The following is an 18,761-nucleotide window of genomic DNA, read 5'->3' as shown; positions in this document are numbered from 1 at the left end:
GATTCGACCTCATTGGCACGCTCTCCCTTTAACAGGTTCGTTGCACGATCGGTGATCGCGGGCTTACCGTGCCATGGGGCGTTCCATATCGCATTATTTGGCGATGCGCTCCTTGACCCCGTCCAAGGCTTCCTTGACCGTTTGTTTACCATTGATGGCATTCACCACCGCGCTGCGCTGGGCGTACCAGAAGGCGCTCATCTGCGGGATATTCGGCATGATTTCGCCATTTTGCGAATTCACCATGGTGGCGGCGATGCGCGGATCCTTCGCCAGTTCGGCCTGGTAGCTTTTCAGCGCCACGGCACCCAGCGGTTTATCTTTATTCATGGTGCTCAGGCCGTCGCGGGTCAGTAGGTAATTTTCCAGAAATTCCTTGGCCAGCTCTTTGTTGGGGCTGGCGGCGTTAATCCCGGCGCTCAACACCCCGACGAAAGGTTTGGACGGCTTGCCTTTGAAGGTCGGCAGCACTGCCACGCCGTAATGCACGCCGCTTTTTTCCATATTGCCCCAGGCCCAGGGACCGTCAATGGTCATGGCGGTTTCACCTTTGTTAAAGGCGGCCTCGGAAACGGCATAGTCGGTATCGGCGCTGATATGTTTGTTCTTGATAAGGTCAATGATGAATTGCAAGCCGGCCACGGATCCCGCGTTATTTACCCCGACGTCTTTGACATTGTACCCGCCGTTTTCCGACTTGAAGGCGTAGCCTCCGGCGGCGGCGATGATCGGCCAGGTGAAATAGGGTTCCTGCAAATTCCACATAATGGCGCTTTTGCCTTTGGCGCGCAGTTTGGTATCCAGCGCCGGGATCTCTTCCCAGGTTTTCGGCGGCGCGGCGACGAGATCTTTATTGTAAATCAACGACAGGGATTCCACCGCGATGGGATAGCCGATCAGTTTGCCGTTAAAACGCACCGCATCCCAGGTAAAGGGGAAAAACTTGTCCTGGAAGGCTTTATCCGGCGTCACTTCCGCCAGCAAGCCGGACTGTGCGTAGCCGCCAAAGCGATCGTGCGCCCATAAAACGATATCCGGCCCGTCGCCGGTGGCCGCCACCTGTGGATATTTTTCCTCCAGTTTATCGGGGTGCTCCACGCTGACCTTAATGCCGGTATCCTGTTCAAATTTTTTGCCGACTTCGGCCAGACCGTTGTAGCTCTTGTCGCCGTTAATCCAGATAAGCAACCGGCCTTCTTCGATTTTGGCAAAAGCCGAACCGCACACCATGGCCGAGGTTAAAACAGAGAGAGTCAGGATACGTATACCGGATGTCATTATGGTCATCATGCCTTCCTTTATTGGGTAAGGGGGTACTGACACTGCGGGATAGCCGCACAATTCCACATCGGACATACTGCGCAAATCTTTTTTCACGCTCATCCTCCCCCGCCCTACGCCCTGAACGGCATGAATGTGACCGCTTTAACAGCGATGGAAAATTTGCGGTCCATGCCTCATAAAACTGACTGAAATTTTGCTGCTGCCATCACGCTTTATCTGCCTGCGTGTGGAAACCTACGGCAACCAACGCGTTCTTTTCCTCCTTAAGCATCCCCCTTGAAAAAAAACCGCCCGGATGATTTCCCCTCGTCGCATTTCACTCACACTGCCCGTCAACCCGCCGCCCGGACACCGACGCACGGCGTTAAGAACAGCACCTAAAGGAAGCGCATATGTCGAGCGTTACATTGCGGAATATCTGCAAGAGCTACGGTGAAAATGTGATTTCCAGCGATATCAATTTGGATATCGGCGAGGGGGAGTTTGTGGTTTTTGTCGGGCCGTCGGGCTGCGGAAAATCCACGTTGCTGCGGATGATTGCCGGACTTGAGGATATCACCTCCGGTGAACTGAGAATCAACGATCGCCGGATGAATGAAGTGCCTCCCGCCCAGCGCGGGGTCGGGATGGTATTTCAATCCTATGCGCTCTACCCCCATCTGTCGGTGGCGGGAAACATGTCGTTCGGCCTGCGGCTGGCCGGGGTTAAAAAAGCTGAAATCGACCGTCGCGTCGGTGAGGTGGCGGACATTCTCCAGCTCGGTCATTTGCTGAGCCGCCGCCCCAAGGCGCTGTCCGGCGGCCAACGCCAGCGGGTCGCCATTGGCCGGACCCTGGTGGCCGAGCCGCAGGTTTTTTTGCTGGATGAACCCTTGTCCAATCTGGACGCCGCGCTACGGGTGCAAATGCGCATCGAGATCTCACGCCTTCATAAGCGTCTGCAACGCACCATGATTTACGTCACGCATGACCAGACCGAAGCCATGACGCTGGCGGACAAGATCGTGGTGCTGAATGCCGGCCGCGTGGCTCAGGTGGGTAAGCCTCTCGAGTTGTATCACTACCCGGCCAACCGTTTTGTCGCCGGTTTTATCGGTTCGCCAAAAATGAATTTCCTGCCGGTGAAGGTCACGGCTACCGCCATCGACCAAGTGCAGGTCGAACTGCCGAACCGCCAGCGGATCTGGCTGCCGGTTGACAGCGGCGGCGTGCAGACCGGCAGCAATATGTCCCTCGGCATTCGCCCGGAACACCTGCTGCCAAGCGATATCGCCGACGTCACCCTCAGCGGCGTGGTGCAGTTGGTGGAACAGTTGGGCCGCGAAACACAGATACATATTCAAATTCCGGCGCTGCGTCAAAACCTGGTTTACCGCCAGAACGACGTTGTGTTGGTTGAGGAGAGTACCCCTTATGCCATCGGCTTGCCGCCGCAGCGCTGCCATCTATTCCGTGAAGATGGCAGCGCCTGTCGCCGGCAACACCTGGAGCCGGGCGTTGAAGTACACCAGCAAAATAAGCAATGAAAATAATAGGAGAAAAACGATGATAATGCTGCGCAAATATTCTCTGGCGGCAGTGGCAGTGGCTACAGCGCTTATATCGGCCCATGCGTCCGCGGTCGATTTCAAAGGTTATTTACGTTCAGGTATCGGCTGGACCGGCAGCGGCGGCGAGCAGCAATGCTTCAAGGCCACCGGCGCCGACAGTAAATACCGTCTGGGTAACGAATGCGAAACCTACGCCGAAATTGAACTGGGCCAGGAAGTATGGAAAGACGGCAACAAAAGCTTTTATGTCGATTCCATGATCGGTTACGCCGTCTCCCAGTTGAACGACGATGAGCCCACCACCCCCAGCGTCCGGCAGATGAACGTCAAGGGCGTGAATCTGTTTGACTCGTTGCCGGGATCCGTCCTCTGGGCCGGTAAACGTTACTATCAACGTCACAATGTCGATATGATCGACTTCTACTACTGGGACATCTCCGGCCCTGGCGGCGGTCTGGAAAATGTCGATCTGGGCTTTGGTAAATTGTCGGTGGCCGCGACGCGTAACAGTGAAGCGGGCGGCTCCCAGGCCTTTATCGATGGCGTGACGAGGACCAAGGCCCTGTCCAACGACATTTTCGACGCCCGTATTGCTCAGGTCGCACTGAATCCCGGCGGCTCGCTGGAATTTGGTTTTGACTACGGCCGCGCCAATGAAACCGACGGCTATCGTCCCAACGTCGATGGCGCCACCAAAGATGGCTGGATGGCAACCATCCAACATACCCAGACCTTCCATGACACCAGCCTGAATAATTTTGTGGTGCAGTACGCCACCGACGCGATGACCCAAGATCGTAAAGGTCATCCCATCACCAACATGAACAATGACGGCCATATGTTCCGCGTTATCGATCATGGCGCTATCGATTTCAACGACACCTGGAGCCTGGCCTATGTCGGCATGTATCAGGATGTGGATCGTGATAATTCAAGCGGTTCCACCTGGTACACCGTAGGCGTCCGTCCAATGTACAAATGGACCGAAACCATGAGCACCCTGCTGGAGGCCGGTTACGATAACGTCAAATCCCAGGCCACCGACCAGCGTAACAGCCAATATAAAGTGACCCTGGCCCAGCAATGGCAGGCAGGCAACAGCATATGGTCCCGTCCGGCCATTCGTCTGTTTGCCACCTACGCCAAGTGGAACGAAAAATGGGGCTACGCCACCAGCGACGATGTTGTGGCAAACCCTAACCTGGTCGAAGGGGCCGCATACAGCGATACCAACAACCATACCTTCAGCCGTGGCGACGACAACGAGGTGACGTTCGGCGTCCAGGCGGAAGCCTGGTGGTAAACACCCCGTCCGTGCGGGCATCTGATGCCCGCCGGCACGCATAATGCTTTGGCCCGTATTCATCTTGCCTGAAGAATACGGGCCGTGATTTTCCGAGGATAAAAAAAATGAAAAAACATCTTCTGGCCCTCTGCCTGTTTCCGGCTTTGAGCCTGTCATTACTACCCTCAGTGTCCGCCGCGCCGTTCTCCGGCCCGCAGGATGTATCCGTTGCCCCCGCCCTTTCCGTGGCCACACTGCAAAGCCTGGCATGGCAGCCGCTGGTGCCGCCGACTGAGCAGGATTTTGTGCTGGGCGCTTCCGCCTCCGGCATCAACCAGGGTGACATCACCGGACCGGTAGTGGCGGTGACGTTGCCCGCCAATCAGGGGTCGCTGGAAATTACCCTCGCAAGCGTAATCAAACACGAAAGCGCATTCGCCCCCAACGTTTTGGTGCTGGATGAGCAGATGCATCCGGCGGCTTTTTTTCCCAGCAGTTACTTCCCCTATCAAAAGCCGGGCATAGCCTCGGCGAACCGGCTGGAAGGGACCATGAAACTGACGCCGGTACTGGGACAGAAACAGATCTACCTGCTGATTTACACCACACGCAGGGATCTGGCGGGCCGTACTAAAATGATCAATCCGGCCAAACTCTATGCCGAAGGTGTCGGCAACGTCATCCCGGATGTGCCGGACCCCTACGCCCGCCACAGCGCGGACGGCATTGTTCAGATAAAAGTCCGCTCCGAACAAAACAGCGGCAATATCATGATTGGCCAGTTCTTCTCGTCACATGACACGCAACCGGTGGTGGTAGGCAGCACGATGCCCGCCGCCAGCGCCCCGACGGCACCGGCAGCGGCTGCGCCCGTCTCCGCCTTGCCCGCGGCTCCCGTTGCGCCGGTGCTGAACGATACCGAAAGCTATTTTAACCGCGCCATCAAACAGGCGGTGCACGACGGCAATATCGACAAGGCGCTGAAACTGCTCAATGAAGCGGAGCGTCTGGGCTCGACGTCGGCACGGCAAACATTTATCAGCAGTGTAAAAGGCAAGGGATAATATTTTCCCTATACTGCTGATATTTGGCAGAATTTTGGTGCGCTTCGGCGCACCTCTTTTGCCGACCGATACATAACGTCTTGCCCTGCCCGCCCCGACACCGGCTCAATTCAATGCAAAAAAACGCCGCGTTGACGCCGAACAGCTTCCCCTATCCCCCCGAGTCGGCACATACCTTTCGTCAATCAATGTCTTGAAGAGACTGACGGTTCAATCCTGCCGACAACATCCGCCCCGACGACTGACCTCATGCTCAAGAGCCCGATGCCGAGCGCATAATTTAAAATGGATCACCAACCTTTATTGTTCGCAACTTTATCTTTGTTTATTTTTGCGACCTTTTCATTCATAAATTTTATAATAAATATTTTTGATTTTATCAGAGAATATCTTTTATTCGACTTTTTATGAGAAATTGATAATATCGTTTCTGTCCCGACCAACCCCCTTTTACAAAAATTACCAGGAGCATAACCCTTTACTGCCATTCATTTTTTGATCTTATTGATATCCACTATAAAATTACCCAACCCTTTAATTTATCGTCCCTTTATATCGGCCATATTATATGAATAAACACCGGATAAAATCATCCTGCCCTAGCCAACTGCGTCCCAAACAAATACATCCAGGCCGATTGAGCCCTGGCCGACTATGTCCTGGCCATAGGCATTCCGGCCAAACACAATCTGATCAAACGCATATTTATAAAACGCATCTTGGTCAGACGTTTCCTTTTCAATCGAAGGTAACGCCCGTTTTTCATCCTAATTCATTATCCCTACAACCTTTTGAATTATAGTTCAAATATTCCACACCAAAAGGATTCCCCGCATCGCCGGTCTGTTATTTGGACATCCTTGTTTGGCAATGCTTGTTTGACAATGTCTATTTGGCAATGCTTGTTGGCAATGCTTGTTTGACAATAGTGCCGTAAAAACCCCATGAAGCATTAGTACCACAGGGTATTTTATTGCGATTTGCATCTTACAAATTACAAATAATATCGAAATAAACTATGACAACTAATATTTTACGCCATGATGCGATATTCAAAATGCATATGGCCGATCCGTCCATTGCCCGTGATTTTTTCAAAAAACATGTTCCGGAGGCTTTACGGCAGCACTGTGATTTTAATACACTGGAATTGTGCTCCGGCTCTTTTGTGGAAACCAATCTGCGTCAGCACTATTCCGACATGCTGTATTCGGTCCGCACCAAGTGGGGAGAGGGATATATTTATTGCCTGGTGGAACACCAGAGCCGCTCGGATAAATTGATGGCTTTCCGGCTGCTGCGTTATAGCCTGTCGGCCATGCAGCAGCATCTCAATAAAGGCCATACGGAATTACCGGTTGTCGTACCGCTGCTGTTCTACCATGGCAGTCAAAGTCCTTATCCCTATACCAACAACTGGCTGGATTGCTTCGAGAATCCTGAACTGGCCGGTATGGTGTACGGCAATCCCTTTCCCCTTGTGGATATCACGGTGACGCCGGATAAGGAGATCATGACACACAGCGGCGTTGCCGCATTGGAATTGGTGCAAAAACATATCCGGCTGAAAGATATGATTGAACTGGCGGATAGTTTGGGTACGATATTATCTCATCAGCCTCTGCCGTCGGAACTGTTTAAAAGCCTGATGATTTATATCGGCGAGAGCGGAAACAGTCCGGACGCCACACTCTTTATCGACAGGCTGCAACGCCTGGCACCCCGTTATCAGGAGGATATCATGACCATAGCACAACAACTGGCCGATAAAGGAAGGCTCGAAGGTATTCAGGAAGGCATAAAAGAAGGCATACAAGAAGGTATAAAAGAAGGTGTACAGAAAGGTGAATTGGAGGGAAAACGCAAGGTCGCCAGTCAGCTCTTTGTACGCGGCTTTGACAAAGAGCTGATAAAAAGCGTCACTGCACTTAGCGATGAACAACTGTCTTCTCTGGCGTATTAAAAGTTTACCGGCCAAAATCGGCCCGGCTTACCCCTTATGCCCCCATCCCGTTTGCTGTAAGGGGGCTTTTTTGCAGGCCTATGCAGTCAATTCCAACTACCGCAGCGAGGCAGACGCCATAACCGCCACCCCAGCGGGGGCGGCGGTTTTTATGGGCGTGGTTACCGGTGTAGCCGTGGGCTTCATAAACACATGGGCGCTGGGCTCTTTACCTCTCATCGCCGCCAACACCTGTTCCGCAGCGGCCAGGACCTGGTGGCAATACTCCAGGGTGATGGTCAGCGGCGGCTCGATACGTATGGTTTTAGCGTTATTCAGGGTGCCGGCCACCAAGATTTGATGACGGAACATGCCCTGGGAGAAGGTATAGCCAATATCATTACGTCGAAACTCCACTGCCTGCATCAGTCCACGGCCCCGCGCCTCAACCAAAAATTCTGGATAGGCCGCCGCCAGACGGGAAAGTCCCGCCAGCAAGACCTGGCCCTTTTGCACCGCCTGTGCCGGGAGATCCTCCGATAACAGCACGTTAAAAGTTGCCAGTGCCGCCGCGCACGCCATGGGATTGCCGCCAAAGGTGGTGGTATGCAAAAAGGGGTTATCAAACAGTACGGAAAACACCTCTTCGGTGGCGACGGTGGCGCCAATGGGCATCACGCCGCCGCCGAGGGCTTTGGCCAAGCACAGGATATCCGGCTGGACGCCCTCGTGCTCACAGGCGAACATTTTGCCGGTGCGGCCCATGCCGGTTTGTACCTCATCCAGGATCAACAGCGCACCGGTTTCATCACATAATTCCCGCACCGCCGCCAGATACCCGGAGGGCGGAATGATGACGCCGCCTTCGCCCTGAATCGGTTCCAAGATCACCGCCGCGACATCTCGATACTCATAGAGATGATTGCGCATCGCGTCGATATCGCCGAAAGGCACGTGATCAAAACCCGGCAGCATCGGCATAAACGGCTGGCGGAACGTCGCTTTGGCGGTGGCGGACAGCGCGCCAAGGGTTTTACCGTGAAAGGCGCCGGCGGTAGCGATAAACCTGAATTTACCACGTGGCGCCTGGTACGCTTTGGCCAGTTTTAACGCCGCCTCCACCGACTCGGTGCCGCTATTGCTGAAGAAAGTGTATTTTAGTTTGCCCGGGGTCACCGTCGCCAGGGTCTTGGCCAGCAGCGCCCGTAACGGGTCGAGTAATTCTTGGCTGTGAAGAGGTTGTTTGGCCAGTTGATGTTCGACGGCGGAAAGAACTTTTGGATTACGGTGCCCCACGTTAAAAATACCGAAACCACCCAGACAATCGATATATTCCCTGCCCTGGGTGTCCACCAGCGTATTAAGGCCGCTGGCCCGCCATTCTACGGCCCCGTAATCCCCGCCTACCGTGACCGATTTTCGATATTCCAGAAAACCGGGGTTCACATATTCTTTAAAAGAATTCATCACTTGATTATTAAGATCAATCATTTCATCTTGCGTCAGCGTTTCTTTTTCGATCCACTTCAAAGCCTGCTGAGTACACTCTAGCGGGGTAAGGTTATCGGATGTACTGGACAAAATGGACCCCTTGGAAGGAGATATCATATGATATCAATATCATTCTAGCAGGAGCTGGGCCAACTGTAACCAATGATGTCATTTCAAAGCAAAAGGTTAATAAATACGACAAGTTCGAGATATAAATAACGAGAAAGGTCATTCAATGGAATTAAACGCTGATAAAAAAATTCAAACTGATGTACGGAAAAAAGATATGCACTGGTTATGAGCATGGTCGCCACAAATAGGTGCAAAAAGGGAAGCAATTCTTGCGCAAATTTTTTAACGCAGCTTTTTATAGCAAATAAATAAATGAATAACAATGGGTAATCAATAAAATATCGGATTTTATCCCCACCGACGGGTCGGTAAAGAGATGCCCGCTACCGGCTCGCAACAGGCCCCCCAGCCATGACCCCGAGTTTAACGCCTTAGCCACTGGCATATTCTCACCGATAGCGGAAAATGCCCTAGCCACCGGCATATTCTCATCGATAGCGGATAACGCCCTAGCCACCGGCATATTCTCACCGATAGCGGAAAACGCGGTCCCGTTACGCCACTCAAATACAATAAACACAAAGTTGAATAACATAAAACACGTCATGGCCTTTAGGGGTTATAGTTAATAAAAATAGATAAGCATCCGTACTGGTATCGGCTTAGCCATGAAATATTAATAATATTTATATAAACACCACTTAATGATATATCCAGTGTTTTTCATCAAAAAAATATTTACAAACGGAGAGCCCGCGCAATTTATTACAAGAAATGCGGACTTATAATGGCAGGACTCTAATAATACGATGATATGCGGGGAGGATAAAGATGGTTAACTTTGCGCTGCGTAATATATTATGGTTAATTATATATCTGTTCTTTATATTAGCTCCGCTCTTTTTTTTATTATTCGGCTCTTTGCCTCCCGCGAGAGACTTCTGGACAGAGTTATCCATTGCCCTGGGATATTCCGGACTGGCGATAATGGGGCTGCAATTCGGCCTTACCGCGCGATTTCGCTGGGTAACCAAACCCTGGGGCGAGGATGTTATTTATCATTTCCATCGAAGGATATCACTCTTTGCCCTTGGCCTGGTGCTAGCCCATCCGCTTATCCTGTTTGTTATACGGCCGGAACTTCTCGCGCTGCTTAATTTCATTGCCGCTCCATGGCGCGCCAGATTGGCGGCGATATCCACTTATTCCCTCATTGCCTTAATCATTATGGCGCTGTGGCGGGTGAAATTGAAGTTAAGCTACGAAGTCTGGCATCTGACCCACATCATCCTGGCGGTGTTGGCCGTGGCGGCGGGTATCCTGCATATGGTGGCATGGGGCGTCTATCTGGTGGATCCGGTAAAAAAAGCGCTATGGTGCGGATTGACGCTGTTCTGGCTGGCACTCTTGCCTTATGTCCGTATTGTGAAACCGCTGCTTATACTGCGACGGCCTTACCGGGTGGTACAGGTTAAAACCGAACGCGGTAATACCACGACGTTGGTGATGAAGCCGGAAGGACACGCAGGATTCCGGTTTACGCCGGGACAGTTCGGCTGGCTAACGTTGTGGGGCAGTCCGTTCAAGATTACCGGCCATCCGTTCTCCTTTTCTTCCAGCGCGGAGGCCCGTGACGGAAGCGTCGAAATATCGATCCGAAAACTGGGGGATTTTACCGCCAAAATCAGTCACGTTGCCGTCGGACAACGGGTCTATTTGGACGGTCCCTACGGGGCCTTTACCATTGGCAATCCGGCGGATATGCATGTGTTAGTCGCCGGCGGAGTCGGCATTACGCCTATGATGAGCATGCTGCGTACTTTAGCCGACCGCGGCGACAAACGCCCGGTGGTCTTGATCTACGGCAGCAAGGATTGGGAATCCATTACCTTTCGCGAGGAACTGGACGCACTGCAGGCGCGGCTCGATCTTAAGCTGGTGCACGTCCTGACCCGTCCTCATGAGAGCTGGACGGGAGAAATGGGTTATATAAACGCCGATCTGTTCAGACGCAATCTGCCGCCGCCCTTTAACATGCATGAATATTTTATCTGCGGTCCCAACATGATGATGGATGCCATCGAAAATGCGTTGGCTGAGATGGACGTACCCATGTCCAAATACCATACCGAACGTTACAATTTTGCTTGAGGAGAACCGGCGATGCAAAGACTCTTTGCCGAACGGCTGGCCCTGGCCACCGGGATCATTATCGTGGCGCTGTCCCTGCTTTTCGCTTACCTGCGGGTTTATGGTTAAGGGCTAAGCTTGTTGACAAAGTAACCGGTCTGGACAGGAAGCTAGATCGTAGCTATATAATAAACCTGCCGTTAATCCGTCCCTGGAGGCTCGATCCGCGCCGTCCATGGCGCGGACGGTTTGCTCTTCTATCATCCTGTCCCGCCTTATTGACCCCAGGCGAATCTGTTAATACTCAGGCCGCTTTGGCGGCGGACCGGAACCGGGCAAACAGCCATTTCTCAATTTCGACAATGATAAAAATACCGATACTCACCAATAGGGTCACGCCCCAGTAATAAGCCGGCAGCGGCACGGTGCCGAACGCCCTATTCATAAACGGCAGATAGATGATGGCCAGTTGCAGCACAATCAGCGCGCCGGTCACCAGCCATAATCCCTTATTCAGAAACATTTCACGGTTCAGCGGGAAGCGATCCGTCACACGGCAGTTGAACATATAAATCCACTGCGCGGTCACCAGCGTTTGCATTATCAGGGTGCGGATAAATTCGCTGCTGTAGCCGCGGGGCAGCAGCAGCGACTCGAGCCAAAAGGCGCTGCAGGCGATAATCGTACCGACAAAACCGATGCGCCAAATGGCATGTCCATCCAGCACGTGCCGGGCCGGATCGCGGGGTTGACGGTGCATCACCCCTTTTTCCGCCGGTTCAAAGGCCAGGCCGAACGACAGCGTCGTGGAGGTGGCCATATTGACCCATAATATTTGCAGGGCGGTCAGAGGAATGACGGCGCCGGCCAGAATGGCAAAAATAATCAACAGCCCTTGCGCCAGGTTGGTGGGCAAAATAAACAGGATGGTTTTTTTCAGGTTATCGTAAACCCGTCGCCCCTCCTTTACCGCGTTGGCGATAGTGGCAAAATTATCGTCCGTTAATACCATGTCCGCCGCTTCCTTGGTGACCTCGGTGCCTTTGATCCCCATGGCGATACCCACATCGGCCTGTTTGAGCGCCGGCGCGTCGTTGACGCCGTCGCCGGTCATACCTACTATCCCTCCCTTGTTCTGTAATGCTTTTACCAGCCGCAGCTTATGTTCCGGACTGGTGCGGGCGAAAATATCATAACGCACCGCCGCATCGGCCAGCTGATTGTCATCCATATGCTCCAGCTGGCTGCCGGTGATGGAATCGGCCCCGGTGCCGATACCCAGCATGGCGCCGATGGCCATGGCGGTTTCCTGATGGTCGCCGGTGATCATTTTCACCCGAATGCCGGCCCGTTGACACTGGGCAATGGCATCAATGGCTTCCGGGCGCGGTGGATCCATCATCCCGGCCATGCCGGCAAAGACCATACCCTGCTGGATGGTTTCATGTTCCAAAGCCGTCTCCCCTCCCTGGTCGCTTTTAAACGCGGCGGCCACCATGCGCAATCCCTGCTTGGCATGGCGGCCCATTTCCTGTTCCCAATAATCCCGGCGGAACGGGCGTATTCCCTCCTCCGCCAGTTCCTGATGGCAGAAGGCAAACAGCACATCAGGCGCCCCGGTGAGGAAGATAGAGATTTCCTCCCCCACCTGATGGCGGGTCGCCATATATTTATACGCGGAATCAAACGGGATTTTATCCCGCAGCTCCACATTGCCGAGCCGCAGGCCGGATTTGGCGGCCAAGACCTTTAAGGCACCCTCCGTCGGCCCTCCGGTGATGCCCCAGTGGCCCTGTTCGTCCTGCCTGATCTGGCTGTCATTACACAGCTCAACCGCGGTAATAAAGCGCGCCAGGGGGGCATTTTGACTCAGTTCCACCTCCCGTTCGCCCTCCTGTGAAAAAATTTTACCTACCGGCTCATAGCTATCCCCTTCGACCCGATAGCTGCGATCCGCCATGACCACCGCTTTCACAGTCATTTCGTTCATTGTCAGCGTACCGGTTTTATCGGAGCAGACCACGGTCATCGCGCCCAGCGTTTCCACCGTCGGCAGCTTGCGGATAATCGCCCGAATACGCGCCATGGACTGTACGCCAAGGGACAGGATAATCGAGATAATGGCCGGCAGGCCCTCGGGAACCGCGGCTACCGCCAGGCTTATCAGCGCCAGCAGCAGCTCGGTGAACGGCATATCCCGCAGGAAAAAAGCAAAAACAAACAGCACGACCATCATCGCCAGGATCAGCAGGAAAATCCCTTTGCCCAAACGATCCATTTGCGCCAATAGCGGCGTGCGATGTGGATCAATGGTTTCCATCATCTGGTTGATATGGCCCAGTTCGGTCTCGCCGCCGCTGGCGATGACCACGCCTTTGGCCGTACCGGCGCTGATGGTGGTGCCGGAAAACAGCAGGTTGATGCGATCGCCGATGGTCACTTCCCGGTCAATGGCCCCGGTTTGCTTTTCCACCACCGTCGATTCGCCAGTGAGGATCGCTTCTTCCACCAGCAGGTTATGGGCCTCCAGCAATCTGAGATCCGCCGGAATTTTATCCCCCGGGCGCAGCGTAACAATATCGCCGGGCACCAATTCCCGGGCTTCAATGGTCAGGGTTTCCCCCCCACGGATCACCACCGCCTTACTGGAAAGCATATTCTGTATGCTTTTGAGCGACCTTTCGGCGTTGCTTTCCTGCACAAAACCAATCAACGCATTAATGACCGCCACGAGCAGGATAACAATCATATCCACCCACTGCGCCATGATCCCTTTTAATACCGCCGCAATAAGCAATATGTAAATCAGCACATCCTTGAAATGTGCCAGGAATTGCAATAAGGGATGCCGGGTTTTACGCGCCGGCAATGTATTGGGTCCATAACGGAGTAACCGCTCGGCGGCATCCATCGGCGCCAATCCGGCATCGCTGGTATCGAGTTGGCGCAGCGTTTCTTCCGTATCCAGCCTATACCAGGCGTTATTCGATTTCTGCAATGAAATAGACGGCTCTAGCGGTGAGATATTCATTAAGGACTCTCCGGTTGACAAAAGCGGCTTTCCAGTATCAAACAGACGAAGATGAGTAACCTAATAATAACAGCCTCATACCGACATCAATGAGAGGTGAGTCAGCTTATTAAGAGGAGAATGATAAATTAATTAACCTAAATTTTAATAAGCCATTTAATATTAATTATTATACGAGAATCAAATATATATATTAGAGGCAAGAAGAGTATATTAGACCAATTTATATTATTATTATTTAATTAATCAACTCATCTTAATGACTATTGTAAGCCTGCCGGATAATAGGCATTACGATCAAATCTCTAGTTCTTTTCCAGCTTATTAAGTTGGGAAAATTCATTATCAAAGGTGATCCTTGAAAATATTGAGGATCGAAAAAAAACAGGCATTTTAATCAATCTCGTCTCAAATTTAGCGAAGAGCATTAGCACCGGCAGAGGCCGTGACATCGTTCAAGCTGCCTGTGGATTCACGCTTTGATGGACCATTTCAAGCGTACCGCCTCGCCGCAATTCACCAGGCCATGCCAGCCCCGGCATCCACGGCGGGCAGGTATCAATGCCGGATCATGATATGACGTACGGCGGTATAATCCTCCAGGCCATACATGGATAAGTCCTTGCCGAAGCCGGAAAGTTTCTGGCCGCCGTGGGGCATTTCGCTGACCAGCATGAAATGGGTATTGACCCAGGTACAGCCGTATTGCAAGCGGGCGGTTACCCGGTGAGCCCGGCCGATATCCGACGTCCAGACCGAGGAAGCCAGTCCGTAGGGGGAAGCATTGGCCCAGCGGATAACTTGCGCCTCGTCATCGAATACCGTAACGGTCACTACCGGCCCGAAGACTTCCCGCTGGACGATTTCATCTTCCTGCCGCGCATCCGCCAGCACCGTGGGGGCAAAATAGAATCCCTTGCCCGTTAAGGGAGCGCCGCCGGTAATCACCCGGATATGGGGCAGGGCTTTCGCCCGCTCGACAAAACCGGCCACCCGCTCCAGATGAGCCTGGGTAATCAGCGGCCCCAATTCGGTATTTTCATCCGCGGGATCGCCGGTTTTCAGCGTGGCGACGCTGCGGCCGAGCGCCTCCACCAATTCATCATACACCCCGCGCTGAACATACAGGCGGCAAGCGGCGGTACAGTCCTGCCCGGCGTTATAAAAACCGAAGGTTCTGATTCCCTCCACCACTTCGGCGATGTCGGCATCGTCAAAAACAATCACCGGCGCCTTACCCCCCAGCTCCATATGCGTTTTTTTGATATTGCCGGCGGTATGGGAAAGGATATGAGCGCCGGTGGCAATGGAACCGGTCAGCGAGACCATGCGTACCCGTTCGTGGCCGGTCAAGGCGTCGCCTATCTCACTGCCGGTGCCGAACAGAACGTTCACCACTCCCGGCGGGAAAATTTTCTCCAGCAGCTCCGCCAGATACAGTGCGGTCAGCGGCGTCTGCTCCGCGGGCTTGAACACCACGCAGTTGCCGGCGGCCAGGGCCGGGGCCAGTTTCCAGGCCGCCATCATCAGCGGATAATTCCAGGGGGCGATGGAGGCCACCACGCCGATGGGATCGCGCCGGATCATGGAGGTATGCCCTTCCAGATACTCCCCCGCGGCGCTGCCGCCAAGGCAGCGGCAAGCCCCGGCGAAGAAGCGGAAAACATCCGCCACCGCCGGGATTTCATCGTTGATCACGCAATGATAAGGCTTGCCGCAGTTCAGGGATTCCAGCCGCGCCAGGGACTCACCGTGCTGTTCAATGGCGTCCGCCAGCTGCAGCAGCAAGGCGGCCCGGCTTTTCGGCGTGGTCTGCCCCCAGCTGTCAAAAGCCGCATCCGCCGCCCGCACGGCGGCATCCACCTGCGCCAGGCCGGCTTCGGCCAAGGTCACGATGGTCTCGCCGGTGGCCGGGTTGATGACCGCGGTCTGCTTTCCCGTTCCCGCCACGGCCCGGCCGTTTATCAGTAATTTATCATGCATAGCCTGTTCCTTATTCAGTAACCTGGAGGAAGATGGGTATAAACATTATTTTTCGCCCCCCGCGGTCTCTTCACCGCCTCGGGTCAGGTAATAGGCCCACAGTATCGGCAACATGGTCACCAGCGTCACCAGCAGCGACACCACGTTGGTGATGGGCACATCCCTCGGTCGTCCCAATTGATTGAGCAGCCACAAGGGCAAGGTCCGTTCATGTCCGGCGGTAAAGGTGGTGACGATGATTTCATCAAATGACAATGCGAACGCCAGCATCCCCCCCGCCAGCATGGCCGAGGCCAGCCCCGGCAGCACCACATACCGGAAGGTCTGCCAGCCGTCGGCGCCGAGATCCATCGACGCCTCAATCTGGCTGTAAGGAATACGTCGCAGGCGGGCAATCACATTGTTAAAGACCATGACCACGCAAAAGGTGGCGTGACCGATGACAATGGTGGCTACCCCCGGCTCAACCCCCAGCGCCTTAAAGGCGGAAAGCAGCGCAATGCCGGTAATAATGCCCGGCAGGGCGATGGGCAGGATCATCATCAGGGTAATGGCCTGCTTACCGAGGAAATCACGCCGGTACAGGGCCGCCGCCGTCAGCGTGCCGAGGAAAAGCGCGATGGCGGTGGCCATGGCGGCTATTTCCAGCGACAGCAGCAACGCCGACAGAATATCCTGCCGCCCGGCGGCCAGGACAAACCAGTGCAGGGTGAAACCCTTCGGCGGAAAGCTAAACGCCGCATCTTCGGTATTAAACGCATACAGCGCGATGATAAATATCGGAAAATGCAGGAAAACCAGCCCGCCCCAGGCGGAGAATTTCAGCGCCAGCGGCGCGCGTTCGCTATTCATTTACCCACCTTTCCGGCTTAAACATTCACAGCGCATCAAATGCCCCCAGGCGTTTGGCCAGCGTCAGGTAGATACCGATCAGGACGATCGGCACCAGGGTAAAGGCCGCCGCCATGGGCATATCGCCGATGGCCCCCTGCTGGGCGTAAACCATGCTGCCGATAAAATAACCCGGCGGTCCCACCAGTTGGGGCACGATAAAATCCCCCATGGTCAGGGAAAAGGTAAAGATCGATCCGGCCGCGATCCCGGGGACGGCCAGCGGCAGGATCACATAGCGGAAAGTCTGGCCAGGCCGGGCGCCGAGATCGGCGGAGGCCATCAACAATGACGGCGGCAGCCGTTCCAGCGCGACCTGGATCGGCAGGATCATAAACGGCAGCCAGATATAGACAAACACCAGAAAGCGACCGAGATGGGACGTGGACAGGGTGCTGCCGCCGATACCCGGCACGGTTAATACCGCCTGCAACCAACCCTCCAGACCCATATGCTGCAAAAACCATTGCAGCACGCCGTCATGAGCCAGCAGCAGAGTCCAGGCATAGGCTTTGACAATGTAACTGGCCCACATGGGCATCATCACCGCAATATAAAAAAACGCCTTGGTGCGGCCCCGGGTATAGCGGGCCATGTAATAAGCCAGCGGGAAGGCCAGCAGCGCGCCGGCCACCGTCACCGCCACCGCCATGCACAGGGTGCGTAAAATGATATCGTAGTTGGCCGGGCTGAACAGCGCGGTGAAGTTGGCGGCGGTGAGAATCGGCTGCACCGTCATGGTAAAATCATCGAAGGTATACATCCCCTGCCACAGCAGGGCCAATAATGCGCCGATATACACGATGCCGAACCACATCAACGGCGGCAACAACAGCAACAGCAGGAAAAACGCCGGCCGCCGATAGAAAAACGTGGCGAGGACGCCGCCGGATCCGGACGGGGAAGGCGACTGGAATGACGGCTGCGAGGGTAACCGGGATTGCGGCTGGGATTTTTTGGGATCCGGCAAGGTCATATCCATCCCCCTTACTCCGTAAGCGCCGTCATGGCCGCCCGGGGCCATGACGCCGTCAAGCGTTGGCCCACCGCCGGCCCGTCCGGTTCCGCCATTCCCGCCGGATGCGTCTGGCAGACGGTAAAACGCATGCCCTGGGGCAAAATCAATTCATAACGGGTCATGGCGCCCTGAAACAGGATATTGCTCAATTCGCCGCTCACCGACAGCTCATCCGCCGCCGCCGGCCGGTTTTCCCGGTGAATCCGGGCGAACTCCGGCCGGATGGCGAAGACGCCGTTCTCGCCGGTCAGCTCCCGCGCCAGTTCACCGCCGATAACATTAGCGCTGCCGACAAAATTGGCGACAAAGGTACTGTGGGGCTTTAGATAAAGCTGACGAGGGCTGTCCACCTGCTCGATGCGCCCGCGATTGAATACCGCCACCCGATCCGACATGGAAAGCGCTTCCCCCTGATCGTGGGTGACAAAAATAAAGGTGATGCCCAACTGACGTTGCAGGGTTTTGAGTTCTCCCTGCATTTGCTCCCGCAGCTTGAGATCCAGCGCCCCCAGCGGTTCGTCCAGCAACAGTACCCGGGGTTCATTCACCAATGCCCGCGCCAGCGCCACCCGCTGCCGCTGGCCGCCGGACAAATGGGCCGGTTTACGGTCATGAACCTCCTCCAGTTCCACCAGCCGCAGCATGGCCCGGGCGCGATTCATCCGTTCGCCACGCCCTACCCCTTTCACCATCAGGCCATAGGCCACATTATCCAGCAGCGACATATGGGGAAACAGCGCATAATCCTGGAAAACGGTATTCACATCCCGCCGATAGGGCGGCAGGTCGGCGGCGTCCAGGCCGTGCAAACGAATGATGCCGGTATCCGGCTGCTCAAAACCGGCAATCAGCCGTAAGCAGGTGCTTTTGCCCGAGCCCGACGGCCCCAGCAGGGAGAAAAACTCCCCGTCGGCGATATCGAGGGTAACCCGGTCTACGGCGGGCACGCCGTTAAAACGACGGGATACATTTTCCAGGACAACGGCGCTGGTCATAGTGATTCTCCTCCAGGTCAACGGA

The 18,761-nt window shown here is 54.5% G+C and carries 12 protein-coding genes and 1 pseudogene; 5 read left to right on the top strand and 8 right to left on the bottom strand.

What is annotated here, in order from left to right:
- Positions 1-93 precede the first annotated feature (93 nt).
- Positions 94-1,287, bottom strand: a complete 1,194-nt coding sequence (malE, locus tag HB631_RS18510; protein WP_213992660.1) for a maltose/maltodextrin ABC transporter substrate-binding protein MalE — start codon at positions 1,285-1,287, stop codon at positions 94-96.
- A 389-nt stretch (positions 1,288-1,676) separates the two neighbouring features.
- On the opposite strand from malE, the gene malK reads away from it, so the two are divergent.
- From malK to HB631_RS18490, 4 genes are all read left to right on the top strand, one after another.
- Positions 1,677-2,810 carry a maltose/maltodextrin ABC transporter ATP-binding protein MalK gene (malK, locus tag HB631_RS18505; RefSeq protein WP_213992655.1) on the top strand — a complete coding sequence of 378 codons (1,134 nt, stop codon included), beginning with the start codon at positions 1,677-1,679 and terminating at the stop codon, positions 2,808-2,810.
- A gap of 19 nt (positions 2,811-2,829) precedes the next feature.
- Positions 2,830-4,137: a maltoporin gene (locus HB631_RS18500; protein WP_213992654.1), complete on the top strand. Its 1,308-nt coding sequence runs from the start codon at positions 2,830-2,832 to the stop codon at positions 4,135-4,137.
- Between the two features lie 107 nt (positions 4,138-4,244).
- Positions 4,245-5,183 (top strand): maltose operon protein MalM, encoded by a 939-nt coding sequence (gene malM / locus HB631_RS18495; protein ID WP_213992653.1) that lies wholly within the window; start codon positions 4,245-4,247, stop codon positions 5,181-5,183.
- 1,018 nt (positions 5,184-6,201) lie between these two features.
- A complete protein-coding gene (locus HB631_RS18490; RefSeq protein ID WP_213992652.1) occupies positions 6,202-7,146 on the top strand; it encodes an Rpn family recombination-promoting nuclease/putative transposase in 945 nt (314 codons plus the stop codon).
- A gap of 213 nt (positions 7,147-7,359) precedes the next feature.
- On the opposite strand, the pseudogene ygjG reads toward HB631_RS18490, so the two are convergent.
- Together ygjG and HB631_RS18480 are read right to left on the bottom strand one after the other, a co-directional pair.
- A pseudogene (gene ygjG, locus HB631_RS18485) lies at positions 7,360-8,706 on the bottom strand (putrescine aminotransferase); the annotation flags it as partial.
- Between the two features lie 277 nt (positions 8,707-8,983).
- Positions 8,984-9,283, bottom strand: a complete 300-nt coding sequence (locus HB631_RS18480) for a hypothetical protein (protein ID WP_213992650.1) — start codon at positions 9,281-9,283, stop codon at positions 8,984-8,986.
- 236 nt (positions 9,284-9,519) lie between these two features.
- On the opposite strand from HB631_RS18480, the gene HB631_RS18475 reads away from it, so the two are divergent.
- Positions 9,520-10,839, top strand: coding sequence for a ferric reductase-like transmembrane domain-containing protein (locus HB631_RS18475; RefSeq protein ID WP_213992649.1), 1,320 nt, complete (start codon positions 9,520-9,522; stop codon positions 10,837-10,839).
- Positions 10,840-11,122: 283 nt separating this feature from the next.
- Here the strand turns inward: HB631_RS18475 and HB631_RS18470 are convergent, their stop codons facing one another.
- The 5 genes from HB631_RS18470 to HB631_RS18450 all read right to left on the bottom strand — a co-directional run bounded on the left by HB631_RS18470 (position 11,123) and on the right by HB631_RS18450 (position 18,736).
- Positions 11,123-13,849 (bottom strand): cation-transporting P-type ATPase, encoded by a 2,727-nt coding sequence (locus HB631_RS18470; protein WP_213992648.1) that lies wholly within the window; start codon positions 13,847-13,849, stop codon positions 11,123-11,125.
- 558 nt (positions 13,850-14,407) lie between these two features.
- Entirely contained in the window at positions 14,408-15,832 is a 1,425-nt protein-coding gene (gene patD / locus HB631_RS18465; RefSeq protein WP_213992647.1) for an aminobutyraldehyde dehydrogenase, read from the bottom strand.
- Between the two features lie 45 nt (positions 15,833-15,877).
- Positions 15,878-16,684 (bottom strand): ABC transporter permease, encoded by an 807-nt coding sequence (locus tag HB631_RS18460; protein WP_213992646.1) that lies wholly within the window; start codon positions 16,682-16,684, stop codon positions 15,878-15,880.
- A gap of 25 nt (positions 16,685-16,709) precedes the next feature.
- The gene (locus tag HB631_RS18455) at positions 16,710-17,705 is read right to left on the bottom strand and encodes an ABC transporter permease (protein ID WP_213992645.1); all 996 of its coding nucleotides are present in this window, start codon (positions 17,703-17,705) and stop codon (positions 16,710-16,712) included.
- 5 nt (positions 17,706-17,710) lie between these two features.
- Positions 17,711-18,736: an ABC transporter ATP-binding protein gene (locus tag HB631_RS18450; RefSeq protein ID WP_213992644.1), complete on the bottom strand. Its 1,026-nt coding sequence runs from the start codon at positions 18,734-18,736 to the stop codon at positions 17,711-17,713.
- Positions 18,737-18,761: the final 25 nt, after the last annotated feature.

This window comes from Sodalis sp. dw_96 (genome assembly GCF_018449575.1).
Classification (GTDB): Bacteria; Pseudomonadota; Gammaproteobacteria; order Enterobacterales; family Enterobacteriaceae; genus Acerihabitans.
Note: the sequence above shows the minus strand (reverse complement) of the source record. Positions and strands in the feature narration are given on the sequence as shown.

What these genes read in the sequence shown, in the direction of transcription:
- malE (WP_213992660.1), bottom strand. Translation starts at nt 1,287, where the DNA reads ATGACCATAATGACATCCGGTATACGTATCCTGACTCTCTCTGTTTTA.
- malK (WP_213992655.1), top strand. Translation starts at nt 1,677, where the DNA reads ATGTCGAGCGTTACATTGCGGAATATCTGCAAGAGCTACGGTGAAAAT.
- HB631_RS18500 (WP_213992654.1), top strand. Translation starts at nt 2,830, where the DNA reads ATGATAATGCTGCGCAAATATTCTCTGGCGGCAGTGGCAGTGGCTACA.
- malM (WP_213992653.1), top strand. Translation starts at nt 4,245, where the DNA reads ATGAAAAAACATCTTCTGGCCCTCTGCCTGTTTCCGGCTTTGAGCCTG.
- HB631_RS18490 (WP_213992652.1), top strand. Translation starts at nt 6,202, where the DNA reads ATGACAACTAATATTTTACGCCATGATGCGATATTCAAAATGCATATG.
- HB631_RS18480 (WP_213992650.1), bottom strand. Translation starts at nt 9,283, where the DNA reads ATGTTATTCAACTTTGTGTTTATTGTATTTGAGTGGCGTAACGGGACC.
- HB631_RS18475 (WP_213992649.1), top strand. Translation starts at nt 9,520, where the DNA reads ATGGTTAACTTTGCGCTGCGTAATATATTATGGTTAATTATATATCTG.
- HB631_RS18470 (WP_213992648.1), bottom strand. Translation starts at nt 13,849, where the DNA reads ATGAATATCTCACCGCTAGAGCCGTCTATTTCATTGCAGAAATCGAAT.
- patD (WP_213992647.1), bottom strand. Translation starts at nt 15,832, where the DNA reads ATGCATGATAAATTACTGATAAACGGCCGGGCCGTGGCGGGAACGGGA.
- HB631_RS18460 (WP_213992646.1), bottom strand. Translation starts at nt 16,684, where the DNA reads ATGAATAGCGAACGCGCGCCGCTGGCGCTGAAATTCTCCGCCTGGGGC.
- HB631_RS18455 (WP_213992645.1), bottom strand. Translation starts at nt 17,705, where the DNA reads ATGGATATGACCTTGCCGGATCCCAAAAAATCCCAGCCGCAATCCCGG.
- HB631_RS18450 (WP_213992644.1), bottom strand. Translation starts at nt 18,736, where the DNA reads ATGACCAGCGCCGTTGTCCTGGAAAATGTATCCCGTCGTTTTAACGGC.